The sequence below is a fragment of the Sphingobium sp. TCM1 genome (genome assembly GCF_001650725.1).
Lineage (GTDB): Bacteria > Pseudomonadota > Alphaproteobacteria > Sphingomonadales > Sphingomonadaceae > Sphingobium.
This window is the reverse complement of record NZ_LXVX01000039.1, coordinates 311,268-326,904: the sequence shown is the minus strand read 5'-3', so window position 1 is coordinate 326,904 and position 15,637 is coordinate 311,268. Positions and strand designations below refer to the sequence as shown.

Sequence of the window (15,637 nt, the reverse complement as noted above, 5' to 3'; positions counted from 1 at the left end):
TTTCCTATTCCCCTAGACGCAAAAAAGACGGCTAGTGCAGAATGCACTGCCGCTCACCAGCGTGTTGGGGAAGAGGGCGCATAGCGATTCGTGCCAAAATAGTCAACTCCCCGGCTGGTGGAATGGCGGCTTCCCGCAGTCAGCGCGCCACCCTGATCTCGAACAGCCTGGGCCAGTTCTTGCCGGTCACGAACACCCGGTCGGTGGCTGCGTCATAGGCGATGCCGTTGGCCACTGCCTCGCTGTCGCTGACGCCGGCTTCCTTCAGCAGCGGGGCGATGTCGATCCAGTCGATCACGGCCCCGGTGGCGGGATCAATGCGTGCGATCCGGCTGTCATACCAGATGTTGGCCCAGATCTCGCCGCGCACCCACTCCAGTTCGTTGAGGCGATCGACCGCGCGGCCGTTCCAACTCACGGTGATGCGGCGCTGTTCGGCCAGGCTCTCGGGATCGAGGAAGCGCAGTTGCGCGCTGCCGTCGCTCATGATGACGGCGCGCCCGTCCTGGGTCATGCCCCAGCCTTCGCCTTCATAGCGGAAGTCGGACAGTGGCGTGAAGTCGGCGAGGTTCCAGACGAAGCCCTGCCGGTGGCGCCAGGTGAGGCTGATGAGGCGGTCCTTCCAGTTGACGATGCCCTCGCCGAAATAGCGCCCGTCGATGACCCGCCGCTGGAGAATCCTGCCGGTCTTGAGGTCGACCTTGCGGATGTCCGACCGGCCCTCCAGCCCGGTGCTCTCATAGAGCGCGCCGTCGAGATAGAAGAGCCCCTCCGTGAAGGCCGTGGGGTCATGGGGGTAGGCGCGGGCCAGTGTCCAGGGCGTGTCCGCCTGCGCCGGCGCGGCGAGCGCGAAGGCAGCGATGAGCGCGAGCAAGGCGCGTTTCATTCGGCGGCCTGTCCTTCGACCGCCGTAGCGAGCCAGGCGGGGAGGGTGGCGGGGTCGAGCGTTTCGACGCGCCTCAGTTCGACCGACAGGCCAAGGTCGGGAAGCGCGGCGCGCTGGCGCTTCTCGTCGGCCTGCGCCAGTGGGACGGCGACCAGGCGGCGGCTCACCTTGTTGCGATAGTGCATCCGCGCCGTATTCTCCTGCCCCACATAGCAGCCCTTGTCATAGTCGACGCCGTTCAGTTCTTCCGCATTGGTTTCGAGCCAGAGAATCTGGTCCTGCCCCAGCTCCGCCACTCCTTCGAATATGCCGAGCGAGAGGCGATGGGCGCGGAAGGCGGCAGAGGCATCGCCTGCGTCGGCGGGGGCCAGCCAGCGATGACCCAGCGCGGGCAGGCGCGGGTCGAACGGCCTGTCGCCTGCACCAAGCGACCAGTGGACGGCGCGCAACTCGTCATGGGCGATCACGACCTTTCGGCGCAGCCGGTAGAGGGTCAGGCGCCTGGCCAGCGCGTCGGCCTGGCCACCTTCGCAGTCGATGAGGATATCCTCGCCATCCGCCCACAGGATGAAATCGAACAGCGCCTTGCCCTGCGGCGTCAGCAGCCCGGTCCAGCGGGGGTAGCCTTCGGTCAGCGTCATTACGTCGCGGGTGAGCAGGCCTTGCAGGAAGGGCTTGGCTTCCTCGCCTGAAATTCTGAGGATCGCGCGATCGCGCAGGGTGGTGCCGGTCATCGGCTTTAGGTAGGACGGCGACACGACTTAGCCAAGCCGTCCGCGCGAACGGAATATAGGAATATCCCATGACCCAGACCTTCGACATGATCCTCAGGAACGGCACCGTCCATACGCCGGGCGGCGCGGAAAACGTGGATGTGGGCGTGCGCGGCGGCAGGATCGCGGCGATCGGCACGTTGCTGGGCGCAGGTTCAGGTGGGGCGGGCGAGGTGATCGACTGCACCGGGCTGGACGTTCTGCCCGGCTGCATCGACAGCCAGGTCCATTTCCGCGAGCCGGGCCTCGAACATAAGGAAGACCTGGAATCGGGCAGCCGCGCCGCAGTGCTGGGCGGGATCACCGCCGTGTTCGAAATGCCCAACACCAATCCGAACACCGACACGGCCGAGCGCGTGCATGACAAGCTGAAGCGCGCCCATCACCGCATGTGGTGCGACCATGCCTTCTATGTCGGCGCGACCGCGGACAATGCCGAACAGCTGAAAGAGCTGGAGCGCATTCCCGGCACGTCGGGGGTCAAGATCTTCATGGGCGCGTCGACCGGCAGCCTGCTGGTGGACGATGACGATGCGCTGTCCCGCGTGCTGGCGTCGGGCACGCGCCGCGTCGCCATCCATGCCGAGGACGAGGCGCGGATGAACGCGCGCAAGGATCTGCGGGTCGAGGGTGATCCGTCCTCCCACCCGGTCTGGCGCGATGATGAAAGCGCGATGATCGCGACGAAGCGAATCATCGCGCTGGCCCGCAAGGCGCGCCGCCGCATCCATATTCTGCACGTCACGACGCCCGCGGAACTCGAATATATCGGCCAGAACAAGGATGTCGCCACCTGCGAGGTGACGCCGCAGCACCTGACCATGGCGGCCGAGGACGCCTATCCGCGCCTGGGCAGCCATGCGCAGATGAATCCGCCGATCCGCAGCGCCGCCCACCGCGACGGCCTCTGGTTCTGGCTCAACCAGGGCGTGCCCGACGTGCTGGGCAGCGACCATGCGCCGCACACGATCGAGGAGAAGGCCAAGCCCTATCCCGCTTCGCCCAGCGGGATGCCGGGGGTGCAGACGCTCGTCCCGCTGCTGCTCAACCATGTGGCGGAAGGACGGCTGACGCTGCGTCGCTTCATCGAGTTGACCAGTTCGGGGCCGCAGCGCGTGTTCGGACTGACCGGCAAGGGGCGTATCGCGCTCGGCTATGACGCCGACTTCACCGTCGTCGACCTCAAGAAGCGCTGGACCGTGGGCAAGGACTGGCTCGCTTCGCGCTGCGACTGGTCGCCGTTCGAGGGGATGGACCTGACCGGCAAGGCAGTGGGCACGATCATTCGCGGCCATCGCGTGATGTGGGAGGACGCATTGGCCAATCAGGCGGTGGGGGAACCGGTGCGATTCGAGTCGACCGAGTTCAACTGAGGGAGCGGATCTTCAGGCCGTCGCCGCCCGGTTCCGCCGGGCGGCCGCGATCCCGTCGCCAGCGAAGAGGAGGAGCCCCAGCCAGATCAGGCCGAAGCTGGCTATCTGGCCGCTGCTCAGCCGCTCGCTGAACAGCAGCACGCCGCACAGAAATTGCAGCGTCGGGGCGAGATATTGCAGCAGGCCCAGTGTCGCCATCGGCAGGCGCTGGGCGGCGGTGGCGAACAGCACCAGCGGAATGGTGGTGACGGCGCCAGACACGATCAGCAGCGCGGTCGTCGGCGCATCCTGGCCGAAGCCGACGCCGCCATGGCCCGCTTCCCAGAAGAGATAGGCGAGCGCCGGCGGGGCGAGCAGCAGCGTTTCGACGCCAAGGCCGGTCATGGGCGCCACGGGCGTCACCTTGCGCAGCAGGCCGTAGAAGGCGAAGCTGAACGCCAGCGTCAGGCTGATCCACAGGCTGGTCAGGGCGGCGCCGGCGAGGATCGCGACGCCGATGGCCGCGACCCCGATCGCGGCCATCTGCGCGCGTCGCAGCCGCTCCTTGAACAGCAGTACGCCCAGGGCGACATTGACCAGCGGATTGAGGAAATAGCCCAGGCTTGTGGCCACCACATGGCCGCTGTTGACCGCCCAGACATAGGTGAGCCAGTTGATCGCAATCATCAGGGCGGACGCAGCCAATGCCGCGAGCAGGCGCGGAGTGTGCAGCGCCACGCGGAAGGCTGGCAGACCGCGCCGCAGGGCAAGCAGTCCCAGTATCAGCAGCAGCGACCAGAGGACGCGCTGCGTCACGATCTCCACCGGATCGACATGGTGGAGCAGCCGGAAGAACAGCGGCAGCAGCCCCCATATGCCGTAGGCGCCGACCGCTGCCAGCAGGCCGCGCCGCAATTCGGTATCGGTCTGGGTCAGATGATGCCTCCGCCCAGGAACAGCCGCAGCGCGCCGAAGGCTGCCACGATCAGGCAGAAATTCTGCCCGCTTTTCCTGGAGGACATGAGGCCGATGAAGGCGCCGAACAGGGCCATTGGCACCAGGAGCCAGTTGAGCGCTCCCAGCAGCGGGAAGACCGCCGGGATCATCAGGATCAGGGTCACGAGGCCGATGAAGCCGGAAAGGATGTTGAGCATCGTCAACACATGGGCGCCAACCTGTCCCAGAGCAAGACATGGCGCTGATGCCAGTATGACCAAACTGGCCTTTCGCTGAAAAATGGGCCAATTCGGCCTGGCCTTGATTGAATATGGCAGTTGCGACGGCGTATTGCCCGGTGGCGAAGGAGTAAAATATGGCGCTTATTCGGTCCGTCGGCATAATGTCGCTGGCGCTCGCGCTCGCCGCCTGCGGCAAGGGCGACAAGGACGCCAATCTCGCTGCCCTTGATGCGCAGCTGACCAACAATGCCGCCGATCCGGCGCTCAAGGGTGCGCTGGCCGATCCGATCGTCGTCGATCCGCAACTGGTGGGGCAGTCCAACCGCAATGCCGTCCGTCCCGCCGACCGCCCCGCCAATGGCGCGGTGCCGATGTTGCCGGGCGATGCGGGCAAGGCGCAGGCCCTGGCGGTGAAACAGGCCGGTGGCAAGCTGCTGTCCGCACCGGCCGCTAGCCAGGGTGAAGCGATGGCCTCCACCGTGACGCTGGGCGCCGTGGCCCGAGAACAGGCGGCGCGTCGCGGCGGCAATGCCGGCTGCGCGAAGAAGCTGAGCTATGGCATGGAATGGGCGCAGCGCCTGCCTGAACCCTTCACCCTCTACCCCGGCGGGCAACTGACCGAAGCGGCGGGCGCGCAAGTCGATGGCTGCACCCTGCGCGCGGCTAGTTTCGTCACGCCGGTCCCGCGTCAGGGCGTGATGGACTATTATTATACGCTCGCGCGCCGCGCCGGTTATGACGGCGAGCACAAGATCATGGGTGGCGACCATGTGCTGGGCGGCACGCGCGCGGCCGATGGCAGCGCCTATTTCATCCTCTTCACCGACGCTCCCGGCGGCAAGACCGGCGTGGACATCATCGCGGACAATGGGCGCTAGCACCGATCGGCGCGGGCTTCCCTGTTCCGGAAAGCAGCAGGGCGGAGCCTGTTTCCAGACCCCGCCCGACAAATCATGCATTTACAGGTCGCGACCCGCTTATTTCGGGGCCAGCACCATCAGCATCTGGCGGCCTTCCATGCGCGGATAGGCTTCGACCTTGGCGATTTCGGCGACATTTTCGGCCACGCGCTGGAGCAGGTTCATGCCGAGCTGCTGGTGGCTGAGTTCGCGGCCGCGGAAGCGCAGGGTGATCTTCACCTTGTCGCCCTCGCCGATGAAGTCATGGACCTTCTTCATCTTCGTATCATAGTCATGATCGTCGATGTTCGGACGCATCTTGATCTCCTTGATCTCCTGCGTCCTCTGGGTCTTGCGGGCGATGTTCGCCTTCTTCTGGGCCTCGTACTTATATTTGCCGATGTCCAGGAACTTGCAGACCGGCGGATCGGCGTTGGGCGACACTTCGACGAGATCGAGGCCGATCTCATAGGCGCGCTCAATCGCCTCCTGCGTAAACATCACACCCAGATTTTCGCCTTCGTCATCGATCACGCGCACCTTGGGCACGCTGATGAATTCGTTATAACGGGGGCCGGACTTCGGCGGCGGCGCCATCGGGCGGCGCATCATCGGGGGACGTATAGCAATATCTCCTATGGTCGTTTCGAAAAACGGACGGCTCTTAGCGGCTTTTGCGAAAAGCCGAAAGGGGTGCGTGCTTCCGCCGTAACGGAATCACGCACCCTTATGGCATTTCTGCCTCACTGCATATCGGGTGCCCTGGCTTCTTTTGCAAGACGTTCGATGACATCATCGAGCGAAAGGAAGCTCTGCCCCTCCTTGCCCAGTTCGCGCAGCGCCACCGTGCCCTCGTCCGCCTCTCGCCGACCGACGACCAGCAGATTGGGCACTTTTCCAAGGCTATGCTCGCGCACCTTGTAGTTGATCTTCTCGTTGCGGATGTCGAGTTCTGCACGAATACCGGCCGCGCGCAGCTTTTCGACGGCAGCCCTCGCATAGTCGTCGGCGTCCGACACGATGGTCGCGACCACCGCCTGCACCGGGGCCAGCCAGAGCGGAAACTTGCCCGCATAATGTTCGATCAATATGCCGATGAAGCGTTCATAGCTGCCGAAAATGGCGCGGTGAAGCATGACCGGACGGTGCCGCTCGCCATCTTCTCCGACATAAGAGGCGTCGAGTCGTTCGGGCAGCACGCGGTCGGACTGGATCGTGCCGACCTGCCAGGTGCGTCCGATCGCGTCGGTCAGGTGCCATTCCAGCTTGGGCGCGTAGAAGGCGCCTTCGCCCGGCAATTCCTCCCAGCCATATTCGGGCGTGTTGAGGCCAGCGGCGGCCACCGCGTTGCGCAGCTCTGTTTCAGCCTTGTCCCACATCTCGTCGCTGCCGAAGCGCTTTTCCGGGCGCAGCGCCAGCTTGATCGAATAGGTGAAACCGAAATCCTTGTAGATGCGGTCGGCCAGCGCGCAGAAGGCGCGAACTTCCTCGACGATCTGGTCCTCGCGGCAGAAGATATGCGCGTCGTCCTGCGTGAACTGGCGCACGCGCATCAGGCCATGCAGCGCGCCATGCGGCTCGTTGCGGTGGCAGCAGCCATTTTCGTAGAAGCGCAAGGGCAGATCGCGATAGCTCTTGATCCCCTGGCGGAAGATCAGGACATGCGCCGGGCAGTTCATCGGTTTGAGCGCCATCCAGTCGGCATCGTCCGACACCAGCGGGCCTTCATCATCGACATTGGGCACTTCGTCGGGGATGACGAACATGTTTTCGCGATATTTGCCCCAATGGCCCGACTGTTCCCACTGGCGCGCGTCCATCACCTGCGGTGTCTTCACCTCGCGATAGTCCGCAGCGTCGATGGCGCGGCGCATATAGGCTTCCAGTTCGCGCCAGATCAGATAGCCCTTCGGGTGCCAGAAGACGCTGCCATGCGCTTCCTGCTGGAGGTGGAACAGGTCCATTTCCGCGCCCAGCTTGCGATGGTCGCGCTTGCCTGCTTCCTCCAGCCGCGTCAGATGTTCGGCCAGCTGCTTCTTGTTGAGCCAGCCGGTGCCGTAGATGCGGGACAGCATCGCGTTCTTCTGGTCGCCGCGCCAATAGGCGCCCGACACGCGGGTCAGCTTGAAGGCGGCGGGGTCGAGCTTGCCGGTCGAGGCCAGATGCGGCCCGCGGCACATGTCGTACCAGCCGTCACCCGAATGATAGACGGTCAGTTCCTCGCCTGCGGGCAGTTCGGCGGCCCATTCCGCCTTGAACGTCTCGCCGGCCGCACGCCACTGGGCGATCAGGGTGTCGCGGTCGATCACTTCGCGGCGCAAGGGCTTGTCGGCAGCGATGATCTTGCGCATCTCCGCCTCGATCGCCGGCAGGTCTTCCTCTGTAAAAGGACGCGGCTTTCCGTCGATGATTGGCGGCGCGAAGTCATAATAGAATCCGTCGTCCGTCGCCGGGCCGAAGGTGATCTGCGTGCCCGGAAACAGCGCCTGGACCGCTTCGGCCAGCACATGCGCAAAGTCGTGCCGTGCCAGTTCGAGTGCGTCGGCCTCATCCCGCGATGTCACCAGCGCCAGCTGGGCGTCAGCCTCCAGCGGGCGCATGATGTCGCGCAACTCGCCATCGACTCGCGCCGCGATGGCCGCCTTGGCCAGGCCCGGCCCGATCGCCGCCGCAATATCCGCCGGCGTAGTGCCGGGCGCGACTTCACGCACGGAACCATCGGGCAGGGTGATCTTGAGCATGGCGGACACGAGTGGTCTTTCTGTTGAATGGGCTGATCGGCGGCCCTGAAAAGCCGCGCCTTCCCCTTAAATGGGCCGCCCGCCCTGTCAATAGAAGCCCTCTTGCCAACAGAAGCGGCTGCGCGCATGGTGTATGTGTTGATATATCATAATAAACGCAAGGAGGGACTTTATGGCTTTGAGCTTCGCAAGACCCCAGTCACGCGCCGGGAGCGGGTCGTCGATGGACGCGCTCCCGATGTCGGAGATGAACACGACGCCGCTCATCGACGTGATGCTGGTGCTGCTGATCATGTTCATCATCACCATCCCGATCCAGACGCACAGCATCGGCATCGACCTGCCCCAGGCGCCGATCGAAACGAACCTGCCGCGTCCCGATCCGGTGAAGAACAAGGTGACGATCGATGCAGGCGGCGTGGTCCGTTGGAACGGCGCGGCGGTCGATCGGCTGATGCTGCGGCAATATCTGGCCGCCTCGCTGCGGCTGCCGGTGGAACCGGAACTCCAGTTCCAGCCGGATGCGGCCGCCCGTTATGTCACGGTCGACGAAGTGCTGGCCGACATCAAGCGATCGGGCGTGACCAGACTCGGTTTTGTCGGCAATGAACGCTATGCGGGCTTCTGAGAGCCTGCGCTTCCTTTCCCGTATGGCGAAGCCCCGGACGCTGCCTGCAAGCGGCTTGCCGCTGGCCTGCGGAGCGGGTAAATCCCGCGCGGGAAGGGAGGCTCGGAATGAAGGTGATGCGTTACGCGCTGACGGCCCTGCTTTGCTACGCCGCCTTCTGGGGCGCCGCGCATGTCGGCATGTTGCCGCTGCTGCGTACTGATCCCAAGGTCGATGCCTCGCCGCAGGCGATGCCCGGAGCCGAAGCGGCCCGACAGGTGCGCCGTTACCTGCCCGTCATTCGCTGATTTTCAGGCGAAGAGCAGGCGCGCCGCCTCATCCGACTGCTGAAGGAAGCCGACCGGGCCGCCAATCTCCACGCCATGCGGCAAATCATCGGCCACCAGGCCGGCCAGCGCCAGGCCGCTCTGGCAGGCCGTGATCGTCACGCCAAGGCCGATCGCTTCCTCCACCAGCGCGGCCAGGGCCGGCAGCCCCGCCGCCTGATGCGCGGCATCGCGCGGGGCGGCGATGGGCGTCCGCAGCAGCGCTACGGCATCGAGTTGAAGGAAAAGAGCCGCTTCTCCTCCCAGCGCCGCCTGTGCAGCCGCCAGCACCAGTGCCCCGCGCAGCCGCTCCGCCTCCGCCGTCGCGACGACGATCCTCAGGGGACGCATAGTTCCACGGCGCAGCCAGAGCAGGCGGGGTCTTTCGCGACATCGAGCGTGCGGAAACGCATGGAGAGGAGATCGGCGATCAACAGTTTGCCCGCCATGTCGGTGCCGAACGGCACCAGCGCGCGGATCACCTCCAGCGCGGCAAGGCTGCCGATCGCGCCGGTCAGCGCCCCGATCACGCCGGTTTCCGCGCAATTGCGCTCCGCCGCGTCCTCCGGCGCGCCGACCAGGCAGCGATAGCAGGGCTTGTCGCCTTCCCAGCCGCGATAGGTGGCGAGTTGCCCCTCGAACGGGCCGACCGCCGCCGACACGAGCGGAATCCGCAGCCGTTGCGCCGCGTCGGCGACGGCAAGCCGGGTGTCGAAATTGTCGCAGCCGTCCAGCACGACATCCGCCTCGCGCAGGATCAGGTCGGCATTGCCGGCGTCGATCCGGGTGTTGATCGGGATGAGCTTCACGTCGGGATTGATCCGCGCTACCGCCGTCATCGCCGCCTCCGCCTTGGGCGCGCCGACATCGGCCGTGCCGAAGAGGACCTGGCGTTGCAGATTGGACAGTGCCACCGCGTCATGATCGATCACGCGGATGGTGCCCACGCCCGCCGCGGCCAGATACAGGATTGCCGGGCTGCCGATGCCGCCAGCCCCGATCACGGCGACATCGGCGCCGAGCAGCCGGGCCTGGCCCGCGCCGCCAATCTCCTTGAGGATGATGTGGCGGGCATAGCGTTCCAGCTGATCGTCCCTCAGGATCATGGCGCGTCGGACCACAGGAAGCGGACCTGTGAGCGCTTCCACACAGGTGTCGCAGGGCTGATGTCGCCCGACGTGCTGCGGACGGTGCCAAGGGGCCGACCGTCCGCCATGACGGGTTCCACCACGGCACTGCTCCGGCCCGGGCGGAAAGAATGGCTTAGCGTGCCGAGGATGCGGCGGCTGACGAACTGTTCCACGTCCGGGCAATTGGCGTTGACCGGGGCGATCTTCAACGGCTTGCCCTCGGGCGACAGCAGAAACAGCATGTCGATCTCCAGCAGCCAGGAGCCTTCATGATTGACGGCGCCGCTGCATTCGCCATGGCGATAGAGGCGGGCGACCTCCTCCGACCAGCGCGGCGAAACCTTGCGGCCCAGCCAGCCTTCTATGACCGGGACGCTGCCCAGATCCTGGGGCATGGGCGGGGTGGCGGCCGCCACCGGCGCCGCAGCCAGCATCAGCGAAAGCAGCATCGTCATCGCATCACACTCCTGTGGAACCAAAGCCCCCCTGTCCGCGGGCGGTATCGTCGAGACTATCGACTTCCGCGAAGCTGGCAAGCTGCACCGGCGCGACGACCAGCTGGGCGATGCGGTCGCCCCGCGCGATACCGAAGGGCAGGTCACCCAGATTGATGAGGATGATCTTCAATTCGCCACGATAGTCGGCGTCGATCGTGCCGGGCGTGTTGGGCAGGCTGATGCCATGTTTCAGCGCCAGGCCGGAGCGGGGGCGTACTTGCACCTCATAGCCTTCGGGGATCGCCATCGCGAATCCGGTCGCCACCGCATGGCGGCCGCCCGGTTCCAGCACCAGTTCCTCGGCCGCCACCACGTCCATGCCGGCGGCGTGCGCGGTGGCATAGGCGGGGACGGGCAGTCCTTCGCCATGAGGCAGGCGCTTGAGCTTTATTTCAATCGGCGAGAGCGGAGAGGGCATGGGCGACCTTCGCGATGAGTTTCGTGGCGACCTCGCCCTTTGGCAGGACGGGCCATGTTTCGATGCCAGCGGCGGTGACGATCTGCACGGCGTTGGCGTCGCCGCCCATCACGTCGCCGGACACGTCGTTGGCGACGATCCAGTCCGCGCCCTTCTTCGCCAGCTTCGCCCGGGCATGGTCGGCGATCTTCTGCGTCTCGGCGGCGAAGCCGACCAGCAAGGCGGGGCGCTGCGCATGATGGCCCAGCGTCGCGAGGATGTCTGGATTTTCGACGAGGGCGAGCGGTGCGGGCTGGCCGGAGCCGTCCTTCTTGAGCTTCTGATCGGCGGCGTCGGCGGTGCGCCAGTCGGCGACGGCGGCGACCATGATCGCGGCGTCGGCGGGCAACGCTGCCTCGACGGCGGCGAGCATCTGCCGCGCGGTTTCCACATCCACCCGGTCGACGCCTGTGGGGGTCGCCAGATGCACCGGCCCGGCCACCAGCGTCACCCGCGCGCCGGCCCTTGCGGCAGCGGCGGCGATGGCGAAGCCCTGCTTGCCCGACGAGCGATTGGCGATGTAGCGCACCGGGTCGATCGGCTCGTGCGTCGGCCCGGCGGTGATAAGGATATGCTTGCCCGCCAAAGTCCCGTTCGGATCGCGCGGATCGGCAACCGACCGCGCATCGCTGGCAAAGTCGGGCTGGTCCGCCAGCGGATCGACGCTGCGCGGCATCGCCAGCAGGCGTTCGATCTCCGCCGCGATTGCCTCCGGTTCAGGCAGCCGCCCCTTGCCATATTCGCCGCACGCCATTTCGCCGTCGTCAGGCGTCATGACGTGGACGCCATCGGCATGGAGCCGCTCCAGATTGCGCTGCGTCGCCTTGTGATGCCACATCCGCACGTTCATCGCGGGCACCGCCAGCACCGGCTTGTCGGTGGCGAGCAGCAGGGTCGTGGCCAGGTCGTCGGCGATGCCGTTCGCCATCTTGGCGAGGATATTGGCGGTCGCGGGCGCGACGACGACCAGATCGGCCTGGCGCGACAGCTGGATATGGCCGATCTCCCGCTCGGCCTTGAGGTCGAACAGGTCATCAAAGACCTGATCCTCCGTCAGCACGCCAAGGCTGAGCGGCGTCACGAACTGCTTTGCGCTTTCCGTCAGCACCGCCCGCACCGCGACACCGCGCTTGCGCAGCAGGCGCACCAGTTCAAGCGCCTTATAAGCCGCAATGCCGCCGGAGACGATAAGAAGGACGCGCTGGGTCATAGCTGCAGATGTAGGACCGCAGCGCCCAGCACACCAGCCGCCGCCGCCATCACCGCCACGGCTGCATAGCGCCAGCCGCCGCCGACGCGGATCAGCTTTACTTCGGTCAGCGGGGGCGGGGGCGGGGCGCCGCCCTTTTCGGGGAAGGCGTCCTCGATCCTCTTCACCAGGCCCGGAAGCCGCTGGAGCGTGCGCCAGTTTTCGATCAGCGTATCGGCGGCCTTCGCCTCCGGCCCCAGTTCGTCGCGCAGCCACGACTTCACATAGGGACCGCTCGTCTCCCACAGGTTGATGTCGGGGTCGAGCGCGGTCGCGACGCCCTCGACCATCACCATCGTCTTTTGCAGCAGCAGCAGGTGCGGCTGGGTCTGCATGTCGAAGTCGCGGGTGATGGCGAACAGGCCGTCCAGCATCCCCCCGACCGACAATTCGCGGACCGGCTTGCCGCGCATCGGTTCACCCACTGCGCGCAGGGCGGTGGCGAACTCGGCGACATTATGATGGGCGGGCACATATTGCGCCTCGAAATGGATTTCCGCGACGCGCTTGTAGTTGCCGGTGATGAGACCATAGAGAATCTCGGCCAGCCACATGCGGGCGCGCCGGTCGATCCGGCCCATGATGCCGAAGTCGATCGCGACGATGTCGCCGTCGGCGGTCACGAACAGGTTTCCCTGATGCATGTCGGCGTGGAAGAAGCCCTCGGCAATGGCCTGCCGCAGGAAGGCGTTGACGAGGCGCGCGGCCAGTTCCTTGACGTCATGGCCCGCCGCGATCAGTGCATCGCGATCGGAAATCTTGATGCCGTCGATCCACTCCATCGTCATGACCTTGCCGGTCGTGCGGTCCCAGTCGATGGCGGGGATGCGATAGCCGGGCATCGCCTCCATGGCTTCGCTGAGTTCGGAGGCGGAGGCTGCCTCGCGTCGCAGGTCCAGTTCGCGCGCGGTCCATCGCTTCATGTTGGCGATGACCAGGCGCGGGCGCAGGCGGGCGATCTCGCCGCCAAGCTCCTCGACATGGGCGGCCGCCCATTCATAGGTCTGGATGTCGCGGTTGAACTGGTCGATTACGCCGGGCCGGATCACCTTGACCGCCACGTCGCGCCCGTCGGTGGTAAGTGCGCGATGCACCTGCGCGATCGATGCGGCGCCGACCGGCACTTCGTCGAAGCGGCTGTAGAGCGCTTCGAGCGGCCGGCCGAAGCTGGTCTCGATCTGCGCCCTGATCGTGTCGAACGGGACCGGGGGGAGGGCGTCCTGCAAGCGCAACAGATCGTTGGCGGCATGATCGCCGACCAGGTCGGGCCGGGTCGCCAGCGTCTGGCCCAGCTTGATCGCCGCCGGGCCGATCGACTGGAAGGCGTCGGCATAGCGCGGTTGCCTGGGCACGCGTGCGCCGAAACGGGCGATGCGGACCAGCCGGCGGACCGGGCCGGGCGTCAGCGGATCGCGCTCGATCCCGCGCAAGGCGCCGTGCCGTGCCAGTGTGCGCCCCCATTTCAGGAGGCGGAAGATATGGGTGATATGGGCGGTCATGCCGGCGTCAGATCTTCCAGCCCGAATGGATCGCCACCAGCCCGCCCAGGATCGGTTCGACCTTCGTGTTCACGAAGCCTGCCTCGCGGATCATGGTTTCGAATTTCGGCATGGGGGGGAAGCGGCGGATCGATTCGATCAGGTAGCGATAACTGTCCGCGTCATTGGCGAACAGCTTGCCAAGCTGCGGCACCAGCTTGTGCGAATAGACGTCATAGACGTCCGAAAAGCCCGGCCAGGTGGTGGTGGAGAATTCCAGGCAGAAGAAGCGCCCGCCGAACTTCAATACGCGATGGGCCTCGCGCAGCGCCTCGTCGATATGGGTGACGTTGCGGATGCCGAAAGCAATCGTATAGGCGTCGAATTCGCGGTCGCCGAAGGTCAGTTGTTCGGCATTCTGCTCCGACCAGATCAGCCCCTCATACCCTTTCTTCTGTGCCCGCTCGACGCCCACGGCCAGCATCTCGGGATTGATGTCCGAAACCGTGACATGCGCGCCAAGCCTGTGCATCCGGAACGCGATATCGCCCGTGCCGCCCGCCATGTCGAGAATCTGTTCCCCGGCGCGCGGCTTCACGCGCCGCACGAACTGGTCCTTCCACAGCCTATGCGCGCCGCCCGACATGGCGTCGTTCATCAGGTCATATTTTGCCGCAACATTGGAGAAGACTGCGCGGACCATGCCCGCCTTTTCGGCGGCATCGACGTCGCGATAGCCGAAGGATGCTGTTTCGCTCATGATGAAGCCCTCTAGACAGAGATGCGGCGCTGTTCCAGCCAAGAAGCTGGTTATTCTGCCTGACCTTTCCTAGATGCCGTTCATGCCAGAACTTCCCGAAGTCGAAACCACCGTCGCGGGCCTGCGTTCCGTCCTTCAGGGGAGCATTCTGACGCGGGTGGAGCCGCGTCGCGCCGACCTGCGCTTTCCCATCCCGGTCGACCTGCGCCAGCGGCTGACCGGTGCGACTGTCACGGGCCTGTCGCGCCGCGCCAAATATGGCCTCATCGAAACCGATCGCGGCGACATGATGATCTTCCATCTCGGCATGTCGGGACGCTGGCGGATCGACCCGGCGGAGATCGGCGCGCACGACCATCTGCTGCTGGAGACGGCGCCGAGGGAGTCAGGGCAGGGCCATCTTCTCTCGCTCAACGACCCGCGCCGATTCGGGTCGCTCGATCTCGTCCGGTCCGATGCGTGGCGGGCCTATGCCCCCTTCACCCGCATGGGACCGGAACCGCTCGGCCCGGATTTCGACGCCGTTCGGCTCGCCGCCGCGCTCCGGGGCAAGGCGACGTCGATCAAGGCCGCGCTGCTGGACCAGCGGATCGTGGCGGGGTTGGGCAATATCTATGTGTGCGAAGCGCTCAACATGGCGGGCATTGCCCCGACTCGACCCGCGGGCAAGATCAGCCGTCCGCGGCTGACGCTGCTGGTCGAGGCGATTCGCGATGTGTTGTCGGCCGCGATCGTCGCAGGCGGATCCACGCTGCGCGATTATGCGCGGCCCGATGGGGAACTGGGCTATTTTTCCAAACAATGGCGTGTTTACGGGCGCGAAGGCGAGCCGTGCCTTTGCGGTGGCACGGTCTTGCGGCGAGTCGATGGCGGCCGATCGACCTTCTTCTGCCCGAAATGCCAGAAATAGCGCGGGTCCGGGCGGTTGACGCCTGCCGTGAACCCCTGTAAGGGGCGCACCTTCACGAGGCAGGTCGGACCGTCGATTGGCCTCTTCCCGAGATTTGACGAGAACCGAGGAATAGAATGGCCAATACGCCGCAAGCCAAGAAGCGCATCCGTCGCAACGAGCGTCGCGCCGCGATCAATGGCGCCCGCATCAGCCGGATCCGCACCCTGGTGAAGAAGGTGGAAGCCGCCATCACCGCCGGTGACAAGGACGCCGCCGCCACCGCGCTGCAGTCGGTCCAGCCCGAACTGGCCCGCGGCGTCGCCCGCGGCGTGCTGCACAAGAACACCGCCGCGCGCAAGTTCGGCCGCCTGACCAAGGCCGTCAGCGCGATCGCCTGATCCCTCCAAGGGAT

The 15,637-nt window shown here is 65.7% G+C and carries 19 protein-coding genes; 6 read left to right on the top strand and 13 right to left on the bottom strand.

The features are described 5' to 3' along the window. Positions 1 to 139 precede the first annotated feature (139 nt). Both A7Q26_RS22185 and ygfZ read right to left on the bottom strand, forming a co-directional pair. Positions 140 to 886 carry a glutaminyl-peptide cyclotransferase gene (locus tag A7Q26_RS22185; protein WP_066864648.1) on the bottom strand — a complete coding sequence of 249 codons (747 nt, stop codon included), beginning with the start codon at positions 884 to 886 and terminating at the stop codon, positions 140 to 142. Then, complete coding sequence (gene ygfZ / locus A7Q26_RS22180; protein WP_066864645.1) at positions 883 to 1,620, bottom strand: CAF17-like 4Fe-4S cluster assembly/insertion protein YgfZ; 738 nt, start codon at positions 1,618 to 1,620, stop codon at positions 883 to 885. The genes A7Q26_RS22185 and ygfZ overlap by 4 nt, the downstream gene beginning before the upstream one ends. Positions 1,621 to 1,688: 68 nt before the next feature. Here ygfZ and A7Q26_RS22175 point away from each other — a divergent pair, with 68 nt between their 5' ends. Further along, positions 1,689 to 3,032, top strand: coding sequence for a dihydroorotase (locus A7Q26_RS22175; RefSeq protein WP_066864642.1), 1,344 nt, complete (start codon positions 1,689 to 1,691; stop codon positions 3,030 to 3,032). Between the two features lie 12 nt (positions 3,033 to 3,044). On the opposite strand, the gene rarD is transcribed toward A7Q26_RS22175, so the two are convergent. Together rarD and A7Q26_RS25445 are read right to left on the bottom strand one after the other, a co-directional pair. Continuing rightward, on the bottom strand, positions 3,045 to 3,926 hold the full coding sequence (gene rarD, locus A7Q26_RS22170; RefSeq protein ID WP_232313893.1) for an EamA family transporter RarD: 882 nt from the start codon (positions 3,924 to 3,926) through the stop codon (positions 3,045 to 3,047). A 17-nt stretch (positions 3,927 to 3,943) separates the two neighbouring features. Beyond that, on the bottom strand, positions 3,944 to 4,165 hold the full coding sequence (locus A7Q26_RS25445) for a hypothetical protein (protein ID WP_066864639.1): 222 nt from the start codon (positions 4,163 to 4,165) through the stop codon (positions 3,944 to 3,946). Between the two features lie 158 nt (positions 4,166 to 4,323). On the opposite strand from A7Q26_RS25445, the gene A7Q26_RS22160 reads away from it, so the two are divergent. Continuing rightward, positions 4,324 to 5,067, top strand: coding sequence for a hypothetical protein (locus tag A7Q26_RS22160; RefSeq protein WP_066864636.1), 744 nt, complete (start codon positions 4,324 to 4,326; stop codon positions 5,065 to 5,067). A 99-nt stretch (positions 5,068 to 5,166) separates the two neighbouring features. Here the strand turns inward: A7Q26_RS22160 and infC are convergent, their stop codons facing one another. After that, positions 5,167 to 5,700: a translation initiation factor IF-3 gene (infC, locus tag A7Q26_RS22155; protein ID WP_066864633.1), complete on the bottom strand. Its 534-nt coding sequence runs from the start codon at positions 5,698 to 5,700 to the stop codon at positions 5,167 to 5,169. Between the two features lie 131 nt (positions 5,701 to 5,831). Beyond that, positions 5,832 to 7,829: a threonine--tRNA ligase gene (gene thrS, locus A7Q26_RS22150; RefSeq protein ID WP_066864630.1), complete on the bottom strand. Its 1,998-nt coding sequence runs from the start codon at positions 7,827 to 7,829 to the stop codon at positions 5,832 to 5,834. A 172-nt stretch (positions 7,830 to 8,001) separates the two neighbouring features. Between thrS and A7Q26_RS22145 the strand changes: the two genes are divergently transcribed. Both A7Q26_RS22145 and A7Q26_RS22140 read left to right on the top strand, forming a co-directional pair. After that, positions 8,002 to 8,457, top strand: coding sequence for an ExbD/TolR family protein (locus A7Q26_RS22145; RefSeq protein ID WP_066864627.1), 456 nt, complete (start codon positions 8,002 to 8,004; stop codon positions 8,455 to 8,457). A gap of 107 nt (positions 8,458 to 8,564) precedes the next feature. After that, on the top strand, positions 8,565 to 8,744 hold the full coding sequence (locus A7Q26_RS22140; protein ID WP_066864624.1) for a hypothetical protein: 180 nt from the start codon (positions 8,565 to 8,567) through the stop codon (positions 8,742 to 8,744). A gap of 3 nt (positions 8,745 to 8,747) precedes the next feature. Here the strand turns inward: A7Q26_RS22140 and A7Q26_RS22135 are convergent, their stop codons facing one another. The 7 genes from A7Q26_RS22135 to A7Q26_RS22105 are packed head-to-tail and all read right to left on the bottom strand — an operon-like array spanning position 8,748 to position 14,333. Further along, positions 8,748 to 9,113 carry a DsrE family protein gene (locus A7Q26_RS22135; RefSeq protein WP_066864621.1) on the bottom strand — a complete coding sequence of 122 codons (366 nt, stop codon included), beginning with the start codon at positions 9,111 to 9,113 and terminating at the stop codon, positions 8,748 to 8,750. After that, the gene (locus tag A7Q26_RS22130) at positions 9,101 to 9,868 is read right to left on the bottom strand and encodes a HesA/MoeB/ThiF family protein (protein WP_066865280.1); all 768 of its coding nucleotides are present in this window, start codon (positions 9,866 to 9,868) and stop codon (positions 9,101 to 9,103) included. Before A7Q26_RS22130 ends, A7Q26_RS22135 begins: the two co-directional genes overlap by 13 nt. Beyond that, positions 9,865 to 10,347 carry a hypothetical protein gene (locus tag A7Q26_RS22125; protein ID WP_066864619.1) on the bottom strand — a complete coding sequence of 161 codons (483 nt, stop codon included), beginning with the start codon at positions 10,345 to 10,347 and terminating at the stop codon, positions 9,865 to 9,867. Before A7Q26_RS22125 ends, A7Q26_RS22130 begins: the two co-directional genes overlap by 4 nt. Before the next feature lie 4 nt (positions 10,348 to 10,351). Then, positions 10,352 to 10,807 (bottom strand): dUTP diphosphatase, encoded by a 456-nt coding sequence (dut, locus tag A7Q26_RS22120; RefSeq protein WP_066864612.1) that lies wholly within the window; start codon positions 10,805 to 10,807, stop codon positions 10,352 to 10,354. After that, positions 10,782 to 12,056: a bifunctional phosphopantothenoylcysteine decarboxylase/phosphopantothenate synthase gene (locus tag A7Q26_RS22115; protein WP_066864609.1), complete on the bottom strand. Its 1,275-nt coding sequence runs from the start codon at positions 12,054 to 12,056 to the stop codon at positions 10,782 to 10,784. Before A7Q26_RS22115 ends, dut begins: the two co-directional genes overlap by 26 nt. After that, complete coding sequence (gene ubiB, locus A7Q26_RS22110; RefSeq protein ID WP_066864606.1) at positions 12,053 to 13,594, bottom strand: 2-polyprenylphenol 6-hydroxylase; 1,542 nt, start codon at positions 13,592 to 13,594, stop codon at positions 12,053 to 12,055. The genes A7Q26_RS22115 and ubiB overlap by 4 nt, the downstream gene beginning before the upstream one ends. 7 nt (positions 13,595 to 13,601) lie before the next feature. Further along, on the bottom strand, positions 13,602 to 14,333 hold the full coding sequence (locus tag A7Q26_RS22105) for a class I SAM-dependent methyltransferase (RefSeq protein WP_066864603.1): 732 nt from the start codon (positions 14,331 to 14,333) through the stop codon (positions 13,602 to 13,604). An 82-nt stretch (positions 14,334 to 14,415) separates the two neighbouring features. On the opposite strand from A7Q26_RS22105, the gene mutM reads away from it, so the two are divergent. Further along, positions 14,416 to 15,243 (top strand): bifunctional DNA-formamidopyrimidine glycosylase/DNA-(apurinic or apyrimidinic site) lyase, encoded by an 828-nt coding sequence (mutM, locus tag A7Q26_RS22100; RefSeq protein ID WP_066865277.1) that lies wholly within the window; start codon positions 14,416 to 14,418, stop codon positions 15,241 to 15,243. Between the two features lie 116 nt (positions 15,244 to 15,359). Next, entirely contained in the window at positions 15,360 to 15,623 is a 264-nt protein-coding gene (rpsT, locus tag A7Q26_RS22095; RefSeq protein WP_066864601.1) for a 30S ribosomal protein S20, read from the top strand. Positions 15,624 to 15,637 lie beyond the last annotated feature (14 nt).

Bases quoted from the DNA above. Each gene is read 5' to 3' on its own strand.
- A7Q26_RS22185 (WP_066864648.1), bottom strand. From the start codon at position 886: ATGAAACGCGCCTTGCTCGCGCTCATCGCTGCCTTCGCGCTCGCCGCG.
- ygfZ (WP_066864645.1), bottom strand. From the start codon at position 1,620: ATGACCGGCACCACCCTGCGCGATCGCGCGATCCTCAGAATTTCAGGC.
- A7Q26_RS22175 (WP_066864642.1), top strand. From the start codon at position 1,689: ATGACCCAGACCTTCGACATGATCCTCAGGAACGGCACCGTCCATACG.
- A7Q26_RS25445 (WP_066864639.1), bottom strand. From the start codon at position 4,165: ATGCTCAACATCCTTTCCGGCTTCATCGGCCTCGTGACCCTGATCCTG.
- A7Q26_RS22160 (WP_066864636.1), top strand. From the start codon at position 4,324: ATGGCGCTTATTCGGTCCGTCGGCATAATGTCGCTGGCGCTCGCGCTC.
- infC (WP_066864633.1), bottom strand. From the start codon at position 5,700: ATGATGCGCCGCCCGATGGCGCCGCCGCCGAAGTCCGGCCCCCGTTAT.
- thrS (WP_066864630.1), bottom strand. From the start codon at position 7,829: ATGCTCAAGATCACCCTGCCCGATGGTTCCGTGCGTGAAGTCGCGCCC.
- A7Q26_RS22145 (WP_066864627.1), top strand. From the start codon at position 8,002: ATGGCTTTGAGCTTCGCAAGACCCCAGTCACGCGCCGGGAGCGGGTCG.
- A7Q26_RS22140 (WP_066864624.1), top strand. From the start codon at position 8,565: ATGAAGGTGATGCGTTACGCGCTGACGGCCCTGCTTTGCTACGCCGCC.
- A7Q26_RS22135 (WP_066864621.1), bottom strand. From the start codon at position 9,113: ATGCGTCCCCTGAGGATCGTCGTCGCGACGGCGGAGGCGGAGCGGCTG.
- A7Q26_RS22130 (WP_066865280.1), bottom strand. From the start codon at position 9,868: ATGATCCTGAGGGACGATCAGCTGGAACGCTATGCCCGCCACATCATC.
- A7Q26_RS22125 (WP_066864619.1), bottom strand. From the start codon at position 10,347: ATGACGATGCTGCTTTCGCTGATGCTGGCTGCGGCGCCGGTGGCGGCC.
- dut (WP_066864612.1), bottom strand. From the start codon at position 10,807: ATGCCCTCTCCGCTCTCGCCGATTGAAATAAAGCTCAAGCGCCTGCCT.
- A7Q26_RS22115 (WP_066864609.1), bottom strand. From the start codon at position 12,056: ATGACCCAGCGCGTCCTTCTTATCGTCTCCGGCGGCATTGCGGCTTAT.
- ubiB (WP_066864606.1), bottom strand. From the start codon at position 13,594: ATGACCGCCCATATCACCCATATCTTCCGCCTCCTGAAATGGGGGCGC.
- A7Q26_RS22105 (WP_066864603.1), bottom strand. From the start codon at position 14,333: ATGAGCGAAACAGCATCCTTCGGCTATCGCGACGTCGATGCCGCCGAA.
- mutM (WP_066865277.1), top strand. From the start codon at position 14,416: ATGCCAGAACTTCCCGAAGTCGAAACCACCGTCGCGGGCCTGCGTTCC.
- rpsT (WP_066864601.1), top strand. From the start codon at position 15,360: ATGGCCAATACGCCGCAAGCCAAGAAGCGCATCCGTCGCAACGAGCGT.